At 70.6% G+C, this 18,150-nt stretch carries 14 protein-coding genes; 7 read left to right on the forward strand and 7 right to left on the reverse strand.

What is annotated here, in order from left to right; translation table 11 throughout:
- Window positions 1–201 precede the first annotated feature (201 nt).
- From ACIHIX_RS40370 to ACIHIX_RS40390, 5 genes are all read left to right on the forward strand, one after another.
- The gene (locus ACIHIX_RS40370; protein WP_399965428.1) at window positions 202–1,800 is read left to right on the forward strand and encodes an MFS transporter; all 1,599 of its coding nucleotides are present in this window, start codon (window positions 202–204) and stop codon (window positions 1,798–1,800) included.
- Window positions 1,801–1,989: 189 nt separating this feature from the next.
- The gene (locus ACIHIX_RS40375) at window positions 1,990–2,742 is read left to right on the forward strand and encodes a TetR/AcrR family transcriptional regulator (RefSeq protein WP_399965647.1); all 753 of its coding nucleotides are present in this window, start codon (window positions 1,990–1,992) and stop codon (window positions 2,740–2,742) included.
- Between the two features lie 188 nt (window positions 2,743–2,930).
- Complete coding sequence (locus ACIHIX_RS40380) at window positions 2,931–3,980, forward strand: endonuclease/exonuclease/phosphatase family protein (protein ID WP_399965430.1); 1,050 nt, start codon at window positions 2,931–2,933, stop codon at window positions 3,978–3,980.
- Between the two features lie 88 nt (window positions 3,981–4,068).
- Window positions 4,069–5,286, forward strand: coding sequence for an MFS transporter (locus ACIHIX_RS40385; protein WP_399965432.1), 1,218 nt, complete (start codon window positions 4,069–4,071; stop codon window positions 5,284–5,286).
- 136 nt (window positions 5,287–5,422) lie between these two features.
- Window positions 5,423–5,830 (forward strand): hypothetical protein, encoded by a 408-nt coding sequence (locus tag ACIHIX_RS40390; protein ID WP_399965434.1) that lies wholly within the window; start codon window positions 5,423–5,425, stop codon window positions 5,828–5,830.
- Window positions 5,831–5,833: 3 nt separating this feature from the next.
- Here the strand turns inward: ACIHIX_RS40390 and ACIHIX_RS40395 are convergent, their stop codons facing one another.
- The 4 genes from ACIHIX_RS40395 to ACIHIX_RS40410 form a co-directional block, all read right to left on the reverse strand.
- Complete coding sequence (locus tag ACIHIX_RS40395) at window positions 5,834–7,879, reverse strand: NAD(+) synthase (RefSeq protein WP_399965649.1); 2,046 nt, start codon at window positions 7,877–7,879, stop codon at window positions 5,834–5,836.
- Window positions 7,880–7,987: 108 nt separating this feature from the next.
- Window positions 7,988–9,895: a protease pro-enzyme activation domain-containing protein gene (locus ACIHIX_RS40400; protein ID WP_399965436.1), complete on the reverse strand. Its 1,908-nt coding sequence runs from the start codon at window positions 9,893–9,895 to the stop codon at window positions 7,988–7,990.
- Window positions 9,896–10,118: 223 nt separating this feature from the next.
- Window positions 10,119–10,739: a DUF305 domain-containing protein gene (locus tag ACIHIX_RS40405; RefSeq protein ID WP_399965438.1), complete on the reverse strand. Its 621-nt coding sequence runs from the start codon at window positions 10,737–10,739 to the stop codon at window positions 10,119–10,121.
- Window positions 10,736–11,398, reverse strand: coding sequence for a DUF3105 domain-containing protein (locus tag ACIHIX_RS40410; RefSeq protein ID WP_399965440.1), 663 nt, complete (start codon window positions 11,396–11,398; stop codon window positions 10,736–10,738). Before ACIHIX_RS40410 ends, ACIHIX_RS40405 begins: the two co-directional genes overlap by 4 nt.
- A gap of 349 nt (window positions 11,399–11,747) precedes the next feature.
- Between ACIHIX_RS40410 and ACIHIX_RS40415 the strand changes: the two genes are divergently transcribed.
- Window positions 11,748–13,109: a glutamine synthetase family protein gene (locus ACIHIX_RS40415; protein ID WP_266830106.1), complete on the forward strand. Its 1,362-nt coding sequence runs from the start codon at window positions 11,748–11,750 to the stop codon at window positions 13,107–13,109.
- Window positions 13,110–13,120: 11 nt separating this feature from the next.
- Here ACIHIX_RS40415 and ACIHIX_RS40420 read toward each other — a convergent pair whose 3' ends face one another.
- Window positions 13,121–13,555, reverse strand: a complete 435-nt coding sequence (locus ACIHIX_RS40420) for a VOC family protein (RefSeq protein ID WP_399965443.1) — start codon at window positions 13,553–13,555, stop codon at window positions 13,121–13,123.
- Window positions 13,556–13,567: 12 nt separating this feature from the next.
- Window positions 13,568–14,080: a pyridoxamine 5'-phosphate oxidase family protein gene (locus ACIHIX_RS40425; protein ID WP_399965445.1), complete on the reverse strand. Its 513-nt coding sequence runs from the start codon at window positions 14,078–14,080 to the stop codon at window positions 13,568–13,570.
- Between the two features lie 102 nt (window positions 14,081–14,182).
- Between ACIHIX_RS40425 and ACIHIX_RS40430 the strand changes: the two genes are divergently transcribed.
- A complete protein-coding gene (locus ACIHIX_RS40430) occupies window positions 14,183–17,161 on the forward strand; it encodes a bifunctional [glutamine synthetase] adenylyltransferase/[glutamine synthetase]-adenylyl-L-tyrosine phosphorylase (RefSeq protein WP_399965447.1) in 2,979 nt (992 codons plus the stop codon).
- Here ACIHIX_RS40430 and ACIHIX_RS40435 read toward each other — a convergent pair.
- Window positions 17,149–18,099, reverse strand: a complete 951-nt coding sequence (locus ACIHIX_RS40435) for a DMT family transporter (protein WP_399965449.1) — start codon at window positions 18,097–18,099, stop codon at window positions 17,149–17,151. The genes ACIHIX_RS40430 and ACIHIX_RS40435 overlap by 13 nt on opposite strands.
- Window positions 18,100–18,150: the final 51 nt, after the last annotated feature.

Genomic DNA, 18,150 nt, shown 5'->3' on the forward strand with positions numbered 1-18,150 from the left:
GCGGTGTGTTCCTAGACAGCTCCACCACATCGGAGGTCTTCGCCATGTTCAAGGCCCGCCAGTGTCAACAACGCTCGTGATCAATACACCTAGGTACGGGGGCAAGGACTCCGGTAAAGGCTGTTAAGGGCTGCGTAAGGTCTCCGTAAAGTAATTCGATACGAGACGGTTCCGTATCGGAATTCGCCTAGGCTCGACGGCATGACCTCTCCTGCCGACCACGCCGCGCCCGGCCCGACCGTTCCCGAGGCCGTGCACCGGCGTCGCTGGGCGATTCTCGGTGTGCTGATGCTGAGCCTGCTGATCGTGGTGCTCGACAACTCGATCCTGAACGTCGCGATCAAGACGATCTCGACCCCCGCTCCGACCGGCCTGGGCGCCACGCAGAGCGAGCTGGAGTGGGCGATCAACGCCTACACCCTGGTCTTCGCGGGCCTTCTGTTCAGCGCCGGGCTCCTCGGTGACCGGCTCGGCCGCAAGCGGGTCCTGCTCGGCGGGCTCGCCGTCTTCGGCATCGGCTCGGCGCTCGCCGCCACCGCGGGGTCGCCGAGCGAGCTGATCGCCTTCCGCGCCGTCATGGGTCTCGGCGCCGCGTTCGTGATGCCGGCCACCCTCGCCGTCCTCATGAACGTCTTCGAGCGCGAGGAGCAGCCCAAGGCCATCGGCATCTGGGCCGGCGGCGTCGGCCTCGCCATCGCCATAGGGCCGATCACCGGCGGAGTGCTCCTCGACCACTTCTGGTGGGGCTCGGTCTTCCTCATCAACGTGCCGATCGTGCTGCTCGCGCTGGCCCTGATGCTGTGGCTGGTGCCGGACTCCCGCGACCCCAGCCCGGGCCGCATCGACCCGATCGGCGTCGTGCTGTCCGTCGTCGGACTGGTCCTTCTGGTCTACGGCATCATCAAGGGCGGCCAGCTCGCCGACTTCACGGACCCGGCGGTGCTGTCGACCATCGGCGCCGGTCTCGCCGTACTCGTCGCGTTCGTGGTGTTCGAGAAGCGCAGTGACCATCCGTCCATCGACGTCACCTACTTCAAGAACAAGGTGTTCTCGGCCGCGATCGCCGCCATCGCGCTGGTCTTCTTCGCGCTGATGGGCGTGACGTTCTTCTCCGTCTTCTACACCCAGAGCGTGCGCGGCTACTCACCCCTTCAGACCGGCCTGCTGATGCTGCCGCTGGCCGCCGCGCAGATGATCTTCGCGCCGCGGGCCCGGCTGGTCGTCGACCGGTTCGGCAACAAGGCCACCACCACGGCCGGACTGCTGGTCATCGCGGCGATGCTGGCCGCGTTCGCCGGCTTCGAGGCGGACACGCCGATCTGGGTCCTGGAGGTCGTCTTCTTCCTCATGGGTGCCGGCATGGCGCACATCATGACCCCGGTCAGTGTCGTCATCATGCAGGCCCTGCCGCGCGAGAAGGCCGGTTCCGCGTCCGCGCTGAGCAACACCTTCCGCCAGCTCGGCGGTGCCCTCGGTATCGCCGTCCTCGGCTCGGTCCTCTCCACGGCGTACCGCAGCGGCATCGAGGACAAGCTCGGCCTGCTCCCCGCCGGCGCCCGCCACACCGCGGGCGAGTCCATCGAGGCGACCCTCGGCGTCGCCGAGAAGCTCGGCCCCAAGGGCGCCGCCCTGGTGGGCCCGGCCCACGACGCCTTCCTCCACGCCATGCACATCACCGCCCTGTGGGGCGCGGGTGTCGCCGTGATCGGCGCGGTGGTGGTCGCCGTGTTCCTGCCGGGCAAGCCTCCCGCGGGCGAAAAGGACGCGCAGGGGCGGGAGTTGGTCACCGCGGCGGAGTGACCGGGGCACGCGCGCGTGCGTACGGGGGAAAATCACCCCACACCACAGAAGGGACCCACCCACGTGACCAGCCTCGCCGAAGCGGAAGGCACCCCGGTCCGGTCGGGAGCGCCCCGGCGGACGGCAGAGCCGGCGGAGGCCCCCGGGCAGCAGAGCGACCTGGCGGAGCCCGCTCGGCCGCCGGGCGGCGTGGGGGCGTCTTCTCGGCAGCCGGGTGCCCCGGGGGCCGGGCCCACCGGCAGCACCCGTCCCACAGGCGCAACGCCCGGTCCCACCGGTTCGCCGACCGGGACGACCGGCTTCACCGGCGACCCCGACCCCCGTCGTGCCGCGCCCACCCGCGGCAGGCCCCGCAGCGAGGCCGTGGAGCGGGCCATCGTCGAGGGCGTGATGAAGCTGCTGGAGGAAGGGGTGCCGCTCGCGGAGCTCTCCATCGAGCGGATCGCGCGTACCGCCGGGGTCGGCAAGGCCGCGATCTACCGGCGTTGGAGCGGCAAGGAGGAGCTCTTCGTCGACGTCGTACGGACGGCCGAACCGCCGGACCCGGTGCTGCCCGGCACCTCCATGCGGGACGACCTCGTCGTGCTCCTGGAGTCGTTGCGGCAGCGCGGGCTCATCCGCCGTACCTCGGCGATCCTGCACAACGTCCACGCCCAGATGAAGAGCAGCCCGAAGATCTGGTGCGCCTACCACGACGCCGCCATCGCCCCCCGGCGCCGCGTCGGCATCGAGGTCCTGCGCCGGGGCCGGGACAACGGCGAACTCCGCGCCGACGTCGACCTGGAACTCGTCAACGACATGCTCGTCGGCCCCATGCTGGTGCGCACCTTCATGCGCCCGGACGCCGACCTCCCCGAGGGGCTGTCCGAGCAGATCGTCGACACCATCCTCGAAGGACTACGTCCCGTCAGCTCACCGCCCGTCAGTTCGCCGACCCCGTAACCCTCATGTGCGCGTTTCGTCACAGACCGCGCTTTCTCCGGCCGTGTTCGGAACTTCGGACGGTGACTTGTACGTCCTCGTGCGGGTACGGCCGTCATGGGACGGCGGGATCAGAACCGATCATCCCCTAGGGTCTTGAGTTACCGGGGGGACGGACGGATGCACGGCAGGCAGTGAGGCGACGCGGTATGGCGCAGCAGGCGTACATGGAGGAGACGGACAACGGTGGCTCGGGGCCCGAGCGCCGGGGATCCAGGCTCCGACGCCTGCGGGACGCGCTGCTCGGCGGCTGGCGGGGCGACCCGCGGATCTGGCGGCGCGGACTGGTCCTCGCCGCGCTGGCGCTGCTCCTCGCCCTGGTCATGCTGATGCACTCACGGATCCCCAACCGGATCGGCAACCTCGGCAGCCTCACCGAGACCTTCCTGCCCTGGCTGGGCCTCGCCGTCCCCGTCCTGCTGGTCCTCGCCGTCGTCCGCAAGTCGGCGACCGCCCTGATCGCGATCCTGCTCCCGGCGGTCGTGTGGCTGAACCTCTTCGGCGGGCTGCTCACCGACAAGGCCGGCTCCGGCGGCGACCTCACGGTGGCCACGCACAACGTCAACGCCGACAACCCCGACCCGGCCGACACCGCCCGCGACGTCGCCGCGTCCGGCGCCGACGTCCTCGCCCTGGAGGAACTGACCTCCGCGGCGGTCCCGACGTACGAGAAGGCGCTGGCGGGGACGTACAAGTACCACTCGGTGCAGGGCACCGTCGGACTGTGGAGCAAGTACCCGCTGACCGGGGTGAAGCCCGTCGACATCAAGCTGGGCTGGACCCGGGCCATGCGGGCCACGGTGACCACGCCCGCCGGGCAGGTCGCTGTCTACGTCGCCCATCTGCCGTCGGTGCGGGTGAAGATGGAGGCCGGGTTCACGGCCCGGCAGCGCGACAAGAGCGCCGACGCGCTGGGCGAGGCCATCGCGGACGAGCCGCTGGAGCGCATCGTGCTGCTGGGCGACCTCAACGGCACGATGAACGACCGCGCCCTCAACGCCGTCACCTCCCAGCTGCGTTCCACGCAGGGCGCGGCGGGCAGCGGGTTCGGGTTCAGCTGGCCGGCCTCGTTCCCGATGGCGCGGATCGACCAGATCCTGGTCAAGGGTGTCGAGCCGGAGACCTCGTGGACCCTGCCGGAGACGGGCAGTGACCATCTCCCGGTGGCGGCCCGTGTGACGGTCGACACCTCGTCCTGACCGTATGGAATACTGGGCCCGAAAGGCTTTGTTCCGTAGCTGAACATAAGCGCCGCGGAACTTGACCTTGAAAGGCACAGGCACCTCCATGCCCCTCGCCCTGCTCGCCCTCGCCGTGGGCGCCTTCGGGATCGGCACCACCGAGTTCGTCATGATGGGCCTGCTCCCCGAGGTCGCCGACGACCTGAACATCTCCCTCCCCACCGCCGGCCACCTGGTCTCGGCGTACGCGCTCGGCGTCGTCATCGGAGCCCCGCTGCTCGCCGCGGTCACCGCGCGCATGTCCCGCCGTACGGTCCTCATCGCGCTGATGGCCCTGTTCGTCGCCGGCAACGCGGCCTCCGCCTTCGCGCCCGACTACCGCTGGCTGCTGCTCGCCCGCTTCGCCAGCGGCCTGCCGCACGGCGCCTTCTTCGGCGTCGGCGCGGTCGTCGCCACGACCATGGTCGCGCCCGAGCGCAAGGCCCGGTCGGTGTCGCTGATGTTCCTCGGGCTGACCGTCGCCAACATCGCCGGCGTGCCGGTCGCCACGCTCATGGGCCAGCACCTCGGCTGGCGGGCCACCTTCCTCGGGGTGAGCGCCATCGGCCTCGCCGCGATCGCGGACCTGGCGGCGCTGATCCCGCGCGACCGGGTGGCGCCCGCGCACGGGGGTCTGCGCGGTGAGCTCGCGGCCCTGAAGTCCCTCCCCGTCTGGCTGGCCCTCGGTACGACCGTCGCGGGCTTCGGCGCGCTCTTCTCCGCGTACAGCTACATCACGCCGATGCTGACCGACTCCGCCGGTTACGCCGACACCAGCGTGACGCTGCTGCTCGCGCTGTTCGGCGTGGGCGCCACGGCCGGCAACCTGCTGGGCGGACGGCTGGCCGACCACGCGATGCGGGCGACCCTGTTCGGCGGCCTGGTCTCGCTGGTCGTCGTCCTCGGCGCCTTCCCGCTGCTGATGAGCACGCCGGTGAGCGCCGCCGCGGGCGTCGTCCTGCTCGGCGTGGCCGCCTTCGTCACCGGCTCGCCGCTCCAGCTGATGGTCATGGAGAAGGCCGCCTCGGCCCCCTCGCTGGCCTCCTCCGCCAACCAGGCCGCCTTCAACCTGGCGAACGCCGGCGGTGCGTGGATCGGCGGCCTCGCGCTGGCCGCCGGGTTCGGGGTCACCTCGCCGGCGCTGGCGGGCGCGGTGCTGGCGGTGCTGGGACTCGCGGTGGCGGGCGTGGCGTACGCGGTGGACCGGCGCCGGATGCCGGCGGCGGTACGCGAGCGGGTCGTGGCGGCGCATCTGCCGCAGGCCGCGGAGCTGCTGCGGCACTGAGCCGTCGTACCCCCGACACCCCGTCCGCTGTGACACGGCTGTGGCCGGAGGAGTGGCTTCCGCCACAGCTCGCCCGGTCCCGGTGCTGATGGGGTGAGCCGATGCAGCGATCAACGCGCCCCGGGCGGACGGCGACGTGACCTTACTCGTGGTCTTCGTGACCCTCGTCGTCTGCCAGGTCGCCCTGCGCGGCTGGCTCGCGCTGCCCCGGCTGCCGTGGGCCGTGCGGAGCGCCGTCTTCTGGGCGGCGCCGCTCGCGGCGGGGGCGTGGCTGGCCGTCGTGGCGGCGGACGACGCCGTCCTCTTCCCCGACACGGCCCCGTGCCCCAGGGAGCCCATGAGCAAGGGCATCCTGGGCGACGGGGCCGTCAGGGGCGTCTCCACGGTGTTTCCACCGCGGGCGTACTGCCGTTGGGAGGACGGCACCACCTACGATCTCGCGAGCGGCGCCGAGTTCTTGTTCTGGCTGTTCTTCGGGGTGGTCGTCCTGTCCCTGGCGGCCGGCCTCCGGCACGCGCTGCGCGCCCCGCGGGAACTGCTCTGAGCGTCAGCGATCGGCTGCCAGTTCCTCGAACCGCTCCAGATCCCGCAGCCACGCCCGCGCCGAACTGTCCGACGGCGCACGCCAGTCGCCGCGGGGCGACAGCGAGCCGCCCGCGGAGACCTTCGGGCCGTTGGGCATCGCCGAGCGCTTGAACTGGGCGAAGCCGAAGTAGCGGCGGCAGAAGACCGCCAGCCACTTGGCGATCTCCGGCAGCTCGTACGCCACCCGCTTGGCCTCGGGGAACCCCGGCGGCCACGCGCCGGCCTCGGCGTCCTTCCAGGCGTGCCACGCCAGGAAGGCGATCTTCGACGGGCGGAAGCCGTAGCGCAGGACGTGGAAGAGCGTGAAGTCGTGCAGCGCGTACGGGCCGATCTTCGACTCCGTCGACTGCATCTCCTCGCCCGGCACCAGCTCCGGACTGATCTCCGTGTCGAGGATCGCGGCGAGGGTCCGGCCGGTCTCCTCGCCGAACTGGCCGCTGCTGATGACCCACCGGATGAGGTGCTGGATCAGCGTCTTCGGCACGCCACCGTTGACGTTGTAGTGGCTCATCTGGTCGCCCACGCCGTACGTCGACCAGCCGAGCGCCAGCTCGGAGAGGTCACCGGTGCCGAGCACGATGCCGCCGCGCTGGTTGGCGAGGCGGAAGAGATAGTCGGTGCGCAGGCCCGCCTGGACGTTCTCGAAGGTGACGTCGTACACCGGCTCGCCGGACGCGAACGGATGCCCCATCTCCGCCAGCATCAGCCGCGCGGTCGGCGTGATGTCCAGCTCGGCCGCGGTGACGCCGAGGGAGTTCATCAGCTTGTGCGCGTTGTCCTTGGTGTGGTCGCTGGTGGCGAAGCCGGGCAGTGTCCAGGCCAGGATGTCGCTGCGCGGGCGTCCGGCGCGGTCCATGGCGCGGGCGGCGACGATCAGCGCGTGGGTGGAGTCCAGACCGCCGGAGACACCGATGACGACCTTGGAGCCACCGATGGAGGCGAGCCGCTGCTGGAGGCCCTGGACCTGGATGTTGTACGCCTCGAAGCAGTCCTGGGCGAGCCGGGCGGCGTCGGCCGGCACGAACGGGAAGCGCTCCAGGCGGCGTCGCAGCCCCAGGTCGGTGAGCGGCGGGTCCAGCTCGAAGCCGATCGTGCGGAAGTCGCCCGTCCGGGCCCCGTGCGTACGGCGGTTGTCGTCGAAGGTGCCCATCCGCAGCCGCTCCTGCCGCAGCAGATCGAGGTCCACGTCGGCCACCGCGTACTCGTCCCCGAGCGGGAACCGCTCCGTCTCCGCGAGCAGCACGCCGTTCTCGTAGACCATCGTCTGGCCGTCCCAGGACAGATCGGTCGTCGACTCGCCCGACCCGGCCGCCGCGTAGACATAGGCGGCCAGACAGCGCGACGACGCCGAACGGCACAGCAGCTTGCGGTCCTCGGCCCGGCCGACCGTGATCGGGCTGCCGGACAGGTTGACCAGCACGGTGGCCCCGGCGAGGGCCGCCTCCGCGCTCGGCGGCACCGGCACCCACATGTCCTCGCAGATCTCGGCGTGGAGGACGAGTCCGGGCACGTCGGACGCCTCGAAGAGGAGATCCACGCCGAACGGCACCTCGGCACCGCCGACCCGGATCGACCCGCCGCGCTCGTCCGCGCCGTCGCCGATCTGCCGGCGCTCGTAGAACTCGCGGTAGTTCGGCGGGTACGACTTCGGTACGACGCCGAGGACCCGGCCGCGGTGCACGATCACCGCGCAGTTGTAGACCCGGTTGCGATGCCGCAGCGGGGCGCCCACCACCAGCACCGGCAGCAGACCCGCGGACCCGGCCACCACGGTCGCGAGCGCCGCCTCGACCTCGTCGAGCAGCGCGTCCTGGAGCAGCAGATCCTCGATGGAGTACCCGCACAGCACCATCTCGGGAAAGACCGCGACCGCGACCCCTTCGTCCGAGCACCGGCGCGCGTGCCGCAGGACCGCTTCGGCGTTGGCGGGCGGATCGGCGATGACGGTGTGGCCCGTACAGGCGGCCACCCGCGCGAAGCCGTGCTGATAGATCGACCGGAAGTTCAACGGAGTCGGAGGCACGACGTCCAGTGTAATCCGTGTAATCGTCAGAGCGACGCGATGGGGCGCGGGACATGATCGTCCCGCGCCCCGTCGACTGCCTTGCCGTCGCCGCTAGCGGCGCTTGTACGACTCCACGTAACCGTTCGTGGGCGTGCCCACGCCGGTGACCGGGTCGTACCCCTTGACCGCGATCAGCGAGCTGTCCTTGCCGAGCGAGCGCACCGAGGTGGTGAGACCGTCCGTCGCGTCATAGCCGTTCACGAAGTCCACGCGCGCGACCGCCAGGCCGGAGCCCGTCGGGTTGTCGGTGACGTCGTGGTAGACCTTCGACCCGTACTTGGCGTAGATCGACGGGTTGGCGAACCCGATCGCCTTACCGCCCCGCGCCTCCTGCGCCAGCGCCTGCACGGCCGCGATCACCGGCGAGGCCAGCGACGTGCCGCCGATGCGGTACTCGCTGTACTTCTCGGACCCGTCCGGGAAGGTCTGCGTCTGGCCGACCTTGAAGCCGGTGTTGGGGTCGGCGATCGCGGAGATGTCCGGGACCACCCGGTTGCCGGCCGCGTTGTTGGCCTTCGCCAGCGCGTCCGGGACGACACCCTTCTGGTAGAAGGGCTCGGCGACGGTCTTGCTGGTGCCACCGCCCGCACCGGAGGTGAACGCGCCGGGGAAGTTGGTCCAGCTCTTGCCGTCCGCGGACAGCGTGGCCTTCTCGGTGCCCCAGCCGGTCTCCCACAGGTACTTGTCGCCCTTGCCGACGGCGAGGGAGGTACCGCCGACCGCCGTCACCCACGCCGAGTTGGCCGGGGTGTCGACCTGCTTCGTACCGGTGTTGGCGACCTCGTCGCCGTTGTCACCGGAGGAGAAGTAGAAGCCGATGCCCTCCACCGCGCCGAACTGGAAGACCTGGTCGTACGCGGCCGCGAGGTCCGGCGTCTGGTTGGCCTCGATGTCGCCCCAGGAGTTGGAGACGATGTCGGCGAGGTGGCCGTCGACGATCTTGCTGAGCGAGTCCAGCAGATCGTCGTCGTAGCAGGACGCCGCGCCCACGTAGGTGATCTGCGCGTCCGGCGCGACCGCGTGCACGGCCTCGACGTCGAGGGTCTCCTCGCCGTACCAGCCGGAGGCGTCGCACTCGTCGGCACCGGTGTGCGTGTAGTTCTTCGGCAGGACCTGCTTCAACTGGCCCGTGGTGTAGGCCGCGTCGCCGTGCTTCTTCGCGTAGGTGGCCGCGTCGTAGGCGATGGTCGGGGAGGCGAACGCGTCCGTGATGGCGACGCGCACCCCCTTGCCCGTGTACTTGCCCGCCCCGTAGGCGGCACGCAGCTGCTTGCCGGTGTAACCCTGCACGGCGTACGGGATCTTGGTGCCGTACGCGTCGGGCAGCGTGCTCGCGATGGTGGAGCCGTAGTACGACGAGAACGGGCCGGAGTTCTTGAACACGGCTCCGGGGCCCGGCAGTTGCTCGTCGTGGTCGGCCTTGTGCGGGGCGTTGTCCAGTCCGGTGACGGTCAGGACGGCACCGTTCAGGCTCTCCGGCGCGGACGCCGATTTCGAGGGCGCGCGGTAAGTCTTCGTGCCCTTGGCGTAGTTGTGCAGCTGGGTGCCGAACGCCTTCTCGGCGGCGGCCACGTCGCCGGTGACGGAGACGTAGTGCTGCGAGACGCCGGTGACCTTCAGACCGGCCGACGTCAGCCAGGACTTCACGGCGGCGACCTGGGCCTTCGTCGCGCCGAAGCGGGACTGCGCCTGGCCGGCGCTCAGGTACCTGCCGTACGACGCCGAGGACGGGTCGGACACCGACTTCGCGTACGCGGCGAGGCCGGCCGCGTCCTTGCCCGCCAGATAGACCCGGGCCGAGACCCGCGAACTGTCGGCGGTGGCACCCTTGTCGGCCTTGGTCGTGGCCCACGCGGGCTTCGTTCCGGACAGCGTGTCACGGGCCGGGGAGTCCGAGGCGTGCGCCGCGGGTATACCGAGCGCGAGCGCGCCGGCGATCATCGGCAGTGTCGCTGCCATGCTCACTCCGGCGCGCGTTCTTGCGCGGTTGGATCTCATGGAACCCCCTGTATGCGGTTCGTCGCGAGTGGATCACTCGCCGGGGGCCACTCTTTCGGCGAACCGTTCATGCGAGGGGAATACGAATCCCAAGAAGAGCCCAATTAACCTAATGACAAGGCCATTTGAGGGTTAACGCGCTATGAGGACCGAGGGGAAACCCTCTATGGCGAGCCGCCGCGCGCTATGAACGCGGTTTCGCGCCCCGCTCCTTGAGCATGTCCGTCATCAGCTCGATCTCGGACTCCTGGGCGTTCACCATGCCCTGCGCGATGTCCTTCTCCACCTTCACCGTGCAGCGCGCGACACAGCCCTCGGCCATGTGGATGCCGCCCTTGTGGTGCTCGGTCATCAACTGGAGATAGAGGATCTCGGCCTGCTTGCCGCTGAGCTTCTGGAGTTCCTTCAACTCGGTGTTCGTCGCCATGCCCGGCATCAGCGCGCCGTCCTTGCCGTCGGCCATGCCGCCCATGTCCATCCAGGTCATCGGCGGGTCGGACGACACCTTCGGCAGCTCCCACAGATCCAGCCAGCCCAGCAGCATGCCGCGCTGGTTGGCCTGCGTCTGCGCGATGTCGAACGCGAGCCTGCGCACGTCCTCGTTCTTGGTGCGGTCGCGCACGATGAACGACATCTCCACCGCCTGCTGGTGGTGGACCGCCATGTCCCGCGCGAAGCCCGCGTCCGCGGAGTCGGCGGTGGGCGTGGCCGTGGAGTCGTCGCCGTCGGCGACCGCGTAGGTGACCGCGCCGGCCGCGACGAGCACTGCCGCCGCGGTCCCCGCGATCCAGCCGACCTGCCTCACTGCGCCTTACCGCCCGTGCACACCGCGCCCTTCTCCGGCGTCTGCTCGCCCTGGACGTACTTCTCGAAGAACTTCGCCACGTTCGGGTCGCTCGCGCTCGTCACCGTCCGCTGGTGGCCCCACGCCGTCAGCATGATCGGGTCCGCCTGGTCCTCGTACGGGCTCATCAGCGTGTACGGCGTCGCCTTCACCTTCGCCGCGAGCGCCTCCACGTCGGACTTCTCGGCCTTGCTGGTGTACGTCACCCAGACCGCGCCGTGCTCCAGCGAGTGCACCGCGTTCATGTTGTCGAGCGCCTTGGTGTAGACGTCGCCGTTGCAGTTCTGCCAGACCGCGTTGTGGTCACCGCCGGCCGGGGGCGTCATCGGGTACTTCACCGTCTTGGTGACATGCGTCTGGCTCAGCTTCGCCGACCACGTCTTCACGCCGTCCTTGCCCGTGGTCCAGTGCCCCGGGTTCTTCGAGTCGGACGCGGTGCTGCTGTCGTCGTCCTGCGACTGCACGAGCACGACGGCGCCGACGACGAGAGCGGCCACGACCGCCACGCTCGCCCCGATCGTGAGGAGCCGGTTGCGGCGCTCGCGAGCCTGCTCGGCCCGCCGCATCTCGGCTATACGCGCCTGCCGTGCGGCGGATTCCTTCTTCTTGGCGGAGCCCATGGGGTTGTGTCCTTCTGGGGAAAGGGGGCCGATCGGGTCCGCTGATCGTAATAGGGAGGACCGGGTCTCTCGTAGGGCGGGCACAGGAATGGCCGAAGATCGGGTTCCGCTCACGCCCCGGGCCTCGCAGGTTGCGGCCCGCCCGGCATTACTTCCGCGCGTCCGAGCAGGCAAGATGGGCGCAGAACAGTACACCTGTCGGACGTGAGGCGTTCAACCGGGCGTCGGCCTGCCGATCATGGTCCGCAACACGGATGAAATGGTGTTGTGGTGGGATGCTCAGGTGCCCGACCGTCTCTCGCGGGACCGGAGGCAGGCGGCCTGACCAGCAAGGATGGGGAAGCGGAAGATGGACAAGCAGCAGGAGTTCGTGCTCCGGACGTTGGAGGAGCGCGACATCCGGTTCGTACGCCTGTGGTTCACGGACGTGCTGGGCTTCCTCAAGTCCGTCGCCGTGGCCCCGGCGGAGCTGGAACAGGCCTTCGACGAGGGCATCGGCTTCGACGGCTCGGCGATCGAGGGCTTCGCCCGGGTCTACGAGTCCGACATGATCGCCAAGCCGGACCCGTCGACGTTCCAGATCCTCCCGTGGCGCGCGGAGGCCCCCGGTACGGCCCGGATGTTCTGCGACATCCTGATGCCGGACGGCTCCCCGTCCTTCGCGGACCCGCGCTACGTGCTCAAGCGCGCCCTGGCCCGCACCTCCGACCTGGGCTTCACCTTCTACACCCACCCGGAGATCGAGTTCTTCCTCCTGAAGGACAAGCCGCTGGACGGCACCCGCCCGACCCCGGCCGACAACTCCGGATACTTCGACCACACGCCGCAGAACATCGGCATGGACTTCCGCCGCCAGGCGATCACCATGCTGGAGTCGATGGGCATCTCGGTCGAGTTCTCCCACCACGAGGGGGCGCCGGGCCAGCAGGAGATCGACCTCCGCTACGCCGACGCGCTCTCCACGGCGGACAACATCATGACCTTCCGCCTGGTCATGAAGCAGGTCGCGCTGGAGCAGGGCGTGCAGGCCACGTTCATGCCGAAGCCGTTCTCGGAGCACCCGGGCTCGGGCATGCACACGCACCTCTCCCTCTTCGAGGGCGACCGCAACGCGTTCTACGAGTCGGGCTCGGAGTACCAGCTCTCCAAGGTCGGCCGCTCCTTCATCGCGGGCCTGCTGAAGCACTCCGCGGAGATCTCCGCGGTCACCAACCAGTGGGTCAACTCCTACAAGCGCATCTGGGGCGGCTCCGAGCGCACGGCCGGCGCCGGCGGCGAGGCCCCCTCGTACATCTGCTGGGGCCACAACAACCGCAGCGCCCTGGTCCGCGTCCCGATGTACAAGCCCGGCAAGACCGGCTCGGCCCGTATCGAGGTCCGCTCGATCGACTCCGGCGCCAACCCCTACCTGGCCTACGCCGTGCTCCTCGCGGCCGGCCTCAAGGGCATCGAGGAGGGCTACGAGCTTCCGCCGGGCGCCGAGGACGACGTCTGGGCCCTCTCCGACGCCGAGCGCCGCGCGATGGGCATCGAGCCCCTCCCGCAGAACCTCGGCGAGGCCCTGACCCTGATGGAACGCAGCGACCTGGTCGCCGAGACCCTCGGCGAACACGTCTTCGATTTCTTCCTGCGCAACAAGCGCCAGGAGTGGGAGGAGTACCGCTCCGAGGTCACCGCGTTCGAGCTGCGGAAGAACCTGCCGGTGCTGTAAGCGCCTGTCGCCTACCCCTCCGCCAGTTGCGCCAGCACCTGGTGGAGGGGTTCCGTGGCCCTGCGGCGGTACTCCTGGATCGCCCAGCCGTTTCCGTCCGGGTCCTTGAAGTACATGAACGTGGCGCCGTCCTGAGGGCCGAAGGACTGCGGCTCGGTGACGTCCAGACCGCGGGCCGTCAGCTCCTCGTACGCCGCCTTCGCGTCCGTGACGCACAGCTGCATGCCGTGGTACGTGCCCGGCTGCGGGGTGCCCGTGGGGACCTGGAGACCGTCGACGAGCGCGATCGAACAGCCCGAGCCCGGCGGGGTCAGCTGGACGATCCGGACGCCCGGCATCACCTCGCCGTCCAGGTCCACGTGGAAACCGACCTTGTCCCGGTAGAACTCCTTGGCCCGGTCCACGTCGGTGACCGGCATCAGGATGACTTCGAGACTCATGTCCATGGCAAGGCTCCCTCAGGTGAAACGCCAACGCGTCTGGCTGAACGGCTCCCCCTTACCGAAGCCGAAAACCGTGCGCGGCGCTACCGAGAAGACCAGAGCGCTTCCTCCACCGTGGTGGAAACACCCCTCCCGGACCTCGAAGTGCCAGAACTCGCCGTACTTCGCCTCCCACCCGGCCGCCAGCGCCCGCAGCCGGGCGTCGTCGGTGACCCGGACCGCCTCGCCCTCCACCACCAGGTCGTACCCCTCGTTCCAGGTGCTCGTCCCGGTCGTCAGCACGACCTGCGGGTTCGCCGCGAGGTTCAGGGCCTTGCGCTCCTCGGGGCCCGTGCAGAAATGCAGGGCGCCGTCCGACCAGACCGCGGGCAGCGGGGTCACGTGCGGGCGCCCGTCCGGCCGTACCGTCGAGATCCAGAACAGTTCGGCCGACTCCAGCAGCGCGGCGGCCCGCGGCCAGGGGGTCGCCGTGGCGGTCGGGTCGCTGTAGCGCCGGTCCAGTCGGGTCTGTGGTTCGTCGTGAGTCATACAGGGCAGACCCCGTTGCGGCCCGGAACTCATCGGCGCTTCCCTCCAGGTCTGCGGTTAGGCTCAAGGCCGTACGACCTTGATCCGACGGGAGGGCCGGGGATGACGGCGCCGGGGCGCAGGAGCAGTACCTTTTCGCGGCTGCTGCGGCACGGGTTCACCGATCCCTCCGCCGCCGAGCGGCTCCTCGACGGACCGGAGCTGAGCGGCGTACGCAATGACCCGGTGCTCCTGGAGGCCCTCGGGGCCACCGCCGACCCCGATCTCGCGCTGCACGGTCTGGTCCGGCTCCTGGAGGCGCAGACGGACCGGGAGCTGCTCGACACGGTCATAGCCGCCAAGCCGCTGCGCGACCGGCTGCTCGGGGTGCTCGGCGCCTCCGCCGCGCTCGGCGAGCACCTCGCCCGGCACGCCGGCGACTGGCAGGCGCTCGTGATGTACGAGCCGCGCGACCTGCACCCCGGGGTGGAGGAATTCGAACGCGGGCTCGCCGAGGCGACCGACCCCGTCTCCCTGCGCGTCGCCTACCGCCGCTGCCTGCTCTCCATCGCCGCCCGCGACGTCTGCGGCACCACCGATGTCGCCGAGACCGCCGCCGAGCTCGCCGACCTCGCCACCGCCACCCTGCGCGCCGCCCTCGCCATCGCGCGCGCCGCCGCCCCCGAGGACGCGGCGCTGTGCCGGCTCGCGGTCGTCGCGATGGGCAAGTGCGGTGGCCACGAGCTCAACTACGTCTCCGACGTGGACGTCATCTTCGTGGGGGAGGCGGTCGACGGGGCCGACGAGGGCAAGGCCCTGCGCGCCGCCACCCAGCTCGCCTCGCACATGATGCGGGTCTGCTCCGAGACCACCGTCGAGGGATCCATCTGGCCCGTCGACGCCAACCTGCGCCCCGAGGGCCGCAACGGCCCGCTCGTGCGAACGCTCGCCTCCCACCTCGCCTACTACCAACGCTGGGCCAAGACCTGGGAGTTCCAGGCGCTGCTCAAGGCCCGGCCGGTCGCCGGGGACATCGAGCTGGGCGAGGAGTACATCGCCGCCCTCGAACCCCTCGTCTGGAAGGCCGCCGAGCGCGAGAACTTCGTCGCCGACGTGCAGAAGATGCGCCGCCGCGTCGTCGAGAACATCCCCGTCGCCGAGGTCGAGCGGGAACTGAAGCTCGGGCCCGGCGGGCTCCGCGACGTCGAATTCGCCGTGCAGCTGCTCCAGTTGGTGCACGGCCGCGCTGACGCCTCGCTGCGCAGCGGCACCACCCTCGACGCCCTCCAGGCCCTCGCCGCCGGCGGCTACGTCGGCCGCGACGACACCGTCCAGCTCGACGACGCCTACCGCTTCCTGCGCTCCATGGAACACCGCATCCAGCTGTTCCGGCTGCGCCGCACCCACCTCGTCCCCGAGGACGAGACAGACCTGCGCCGCATCGGCCGCTCGCTCGGCCTGCGCACCGACCCGGTCGCCGAACTGAACCGCGAGTGGAAACGGCACACCAGCGTCGTACGGCGCCTGCACGAGAAGCTCTTCTACCGGCCGCTGCTCGACGCCGTCGCCCAACTGGCGCCGGGTGAGGCCAGGTTGAGCCCGGAGGCGGCCCGCGAGCGGCTCGTCGCCCTCGGCTACGCCGACCCCGCCTCCGCCCTGCGCCACCTGGAGGCCCTCGCCTCCGGCGTCACCCGCAAGGCCGCGATCCAGCGCACCCTCCTGCCCGTCCTGCTGGGTTGGTTCGCCGACTCCGCCGACCCGGACGCCGGCCTGCTCAACTTCCGCAAGGTCTCGGACGCGTTGGGCAAGACCCCCTGGTATCTGCGGCTGCTCCGCGACGAGGGCGCCGCCGCCGAGAACCTCGCCCGCGTCCTGTCCGCCGGCCGTCTCGCCCCCGACCTGCTCATGCGCGCCCCCGAGGCGGTCGCGCTCCTCGGCGACGAGGAAGGCCTCGCGCCCCGCGACCGGGCCTCCCTGGAACCGGAGGTCCTTGCCGCGGTCAGCCGCGCGGACACCGCCGAGAAGGCCGTCACCGCGGCCCGCGGCGTACGCCGCCGCGAGCTGTTCCGCACCGCCGCCGCCGACATCATCGGCTCCTACGGCACCGAGACCCAGCCCGTCGAGGCCGACCAGGGCGCCCTCGTCGACCGCGTCGGCGGCGCCGTCTCCGACCTCAACGCGGCCACCCTCGCGGGCACCCTGCGCGCGGTCGTGCGCGACACCTGGGGCGACACCCTGCCGACCCGGTTCACCGTCATCGGCATGGGCCGCTTCGGCGGCCACGAACTCGGCTACGGCTCCGACGCCGACGTCCTGTTCGTCCACGAGCCGCGTAACGGCGTCCCCGAGCAGTCCGCCTCCGAAGCCGCCAACAAGGTCGTCTCCGAGATGCGCCGGCTCCTCCAGATCCCGAGCGCCGACCCGCCGCTGCTCATCGACGCGGACCTGCGCCCGGAGGGCAAGTCCGGGCCGCTGGTACGGACGTTGAAGTCGTACGAGGCCTATTACCGCCGCTGGTCCCTGGTCTGGGAGTCGCAGGCGCTGCTGCGGGCCGAAGTCGTCGCCGGTGACGAGGACTTGGGGCAGCGCTTCATCGAGCTGATCGATCCGCTGCGGTACCCGGCGGAGGGGCTCGGCGAGGACGCCGTACGCGAGATCAGGCGGCTGAAGGCGCGGATGGAGGCGGAGCGGTTGCCTCGTGGCGCGGACCCGAAGCTGCATACGAAGCTCGGGCCGGGCGGGCTGTCGGACGTCGAGTGGACTGTGCAGTTGCTTCAGTTGCAGCACGGGTGGGCCGAACCGGGGCTGCGGACGACCCGGACGCGGGAGGCGCTTGCGGCGGCTTGCGCCGCCGGGCTCATCGGCTCGGAGGACGCCGAGATCCTTGATGAGGCTTGGGTGTTGGCGACGAGGGTGCGTAACGCCGTGATGCTGGTGCGGGGGCGGGCGGGGGACACGTTCCCGACGGAGGCGCGTGAACTGGCGGCTGTGGGGCGGTACTTGGGGTACGGACCCGGGCACGCGGGGGACATGCTGGATGCGTATCGGCGTACGGCGCGCAGGGCGCGGAGTGTGGTGGAGACGTTGTTCTACGGGGCGTAGGCCTTCTTCGTCGGGTGCGGGTGCGTTGTGGTTGCTCGCGCCCGCGCGGCGGTAGCCGCAAATCGAGCACAGCCCCGCGCCCCTGGCACCCGTGTCATGGCGACGCCCATGAGCACCACCGCCATGCCTGTCAGCACCCTCACCCCTACCTGCTCGTTCAACAGCACCGCTCCCAGCGCCACCGACACCACCGGCAGCAAGTAGCCCACCGTCGCCGCCGTTGTCGGGCCCTCGTCGGCTATCAAGCGGTAGTTGAGGTAGAAGGTCACCCCTGTGCCCAGTACTCCGAGGGCTGTGACGGCTGCCAGCCCCACGAGGTCCGCCTCCACCGGGCCCGCCACCGGGACCGACAGCGTCGTCCACCCCGTCGCCATCAGCAGCTGTGCCGCCGACATCGCCATCGGCGCCCGCTTGTCGGTCAGCTTGCGGGCCATGTACGCGAACGCCACCGCGTAGCTCGCCGCGGCTCCCAGCAGCGCAAGCGCGCTCCAGCTCAGCAGGCCCGAGCGGTGCCAGGGCGCGAAGATCAGGACCGTACCGGCGAAGCCGAGGAGCAGGCCGGTCAGGCGCAGGGGGTGCAGGCCGCGGTCGGTGCCGAGGAGCACGCCGATCAGCAGGGACCACAGCGGCGTCGTGGCGTTCAGGACTCCCGCGATGCCGGAGTCGAGGTGCTGCTCGCCCACCGCGAACAGGGCGAACGGGATCGCGTTGCAGAACAGCGCGGCGATCACCAGGTGCCCCCAGGTGGCCCGGGAGCGGGGAAGGCGCTGGCCGGCCGAGCGGGCCAGCACCCACAGGGTCACCGTGCCGAGCGCGCAGCGGACGATGGTGATCTGGGCGGGGGAGAGGCCGTGGTTGAGGGCCAGCTTGATCCACAGGAAGCCCGAGCCCCACAGGAGGGCGAGGGCGGCCATGCGGAGTGTGGAGGCGGGAGACATGGCTCTACGGTCCGGGAGACGACGCGTGAGGACAAGTGAAGAGTTCTGGAT

Origin of the sequence: Streptomyces sp. NPDC051913 (assembly GCF_044593635.1) — a bacterium.
GTDB lineage: Bacteria > Actinomycetota > Actinomycetes > Streptomycetales > Streptomycetaceae > Streptomyces.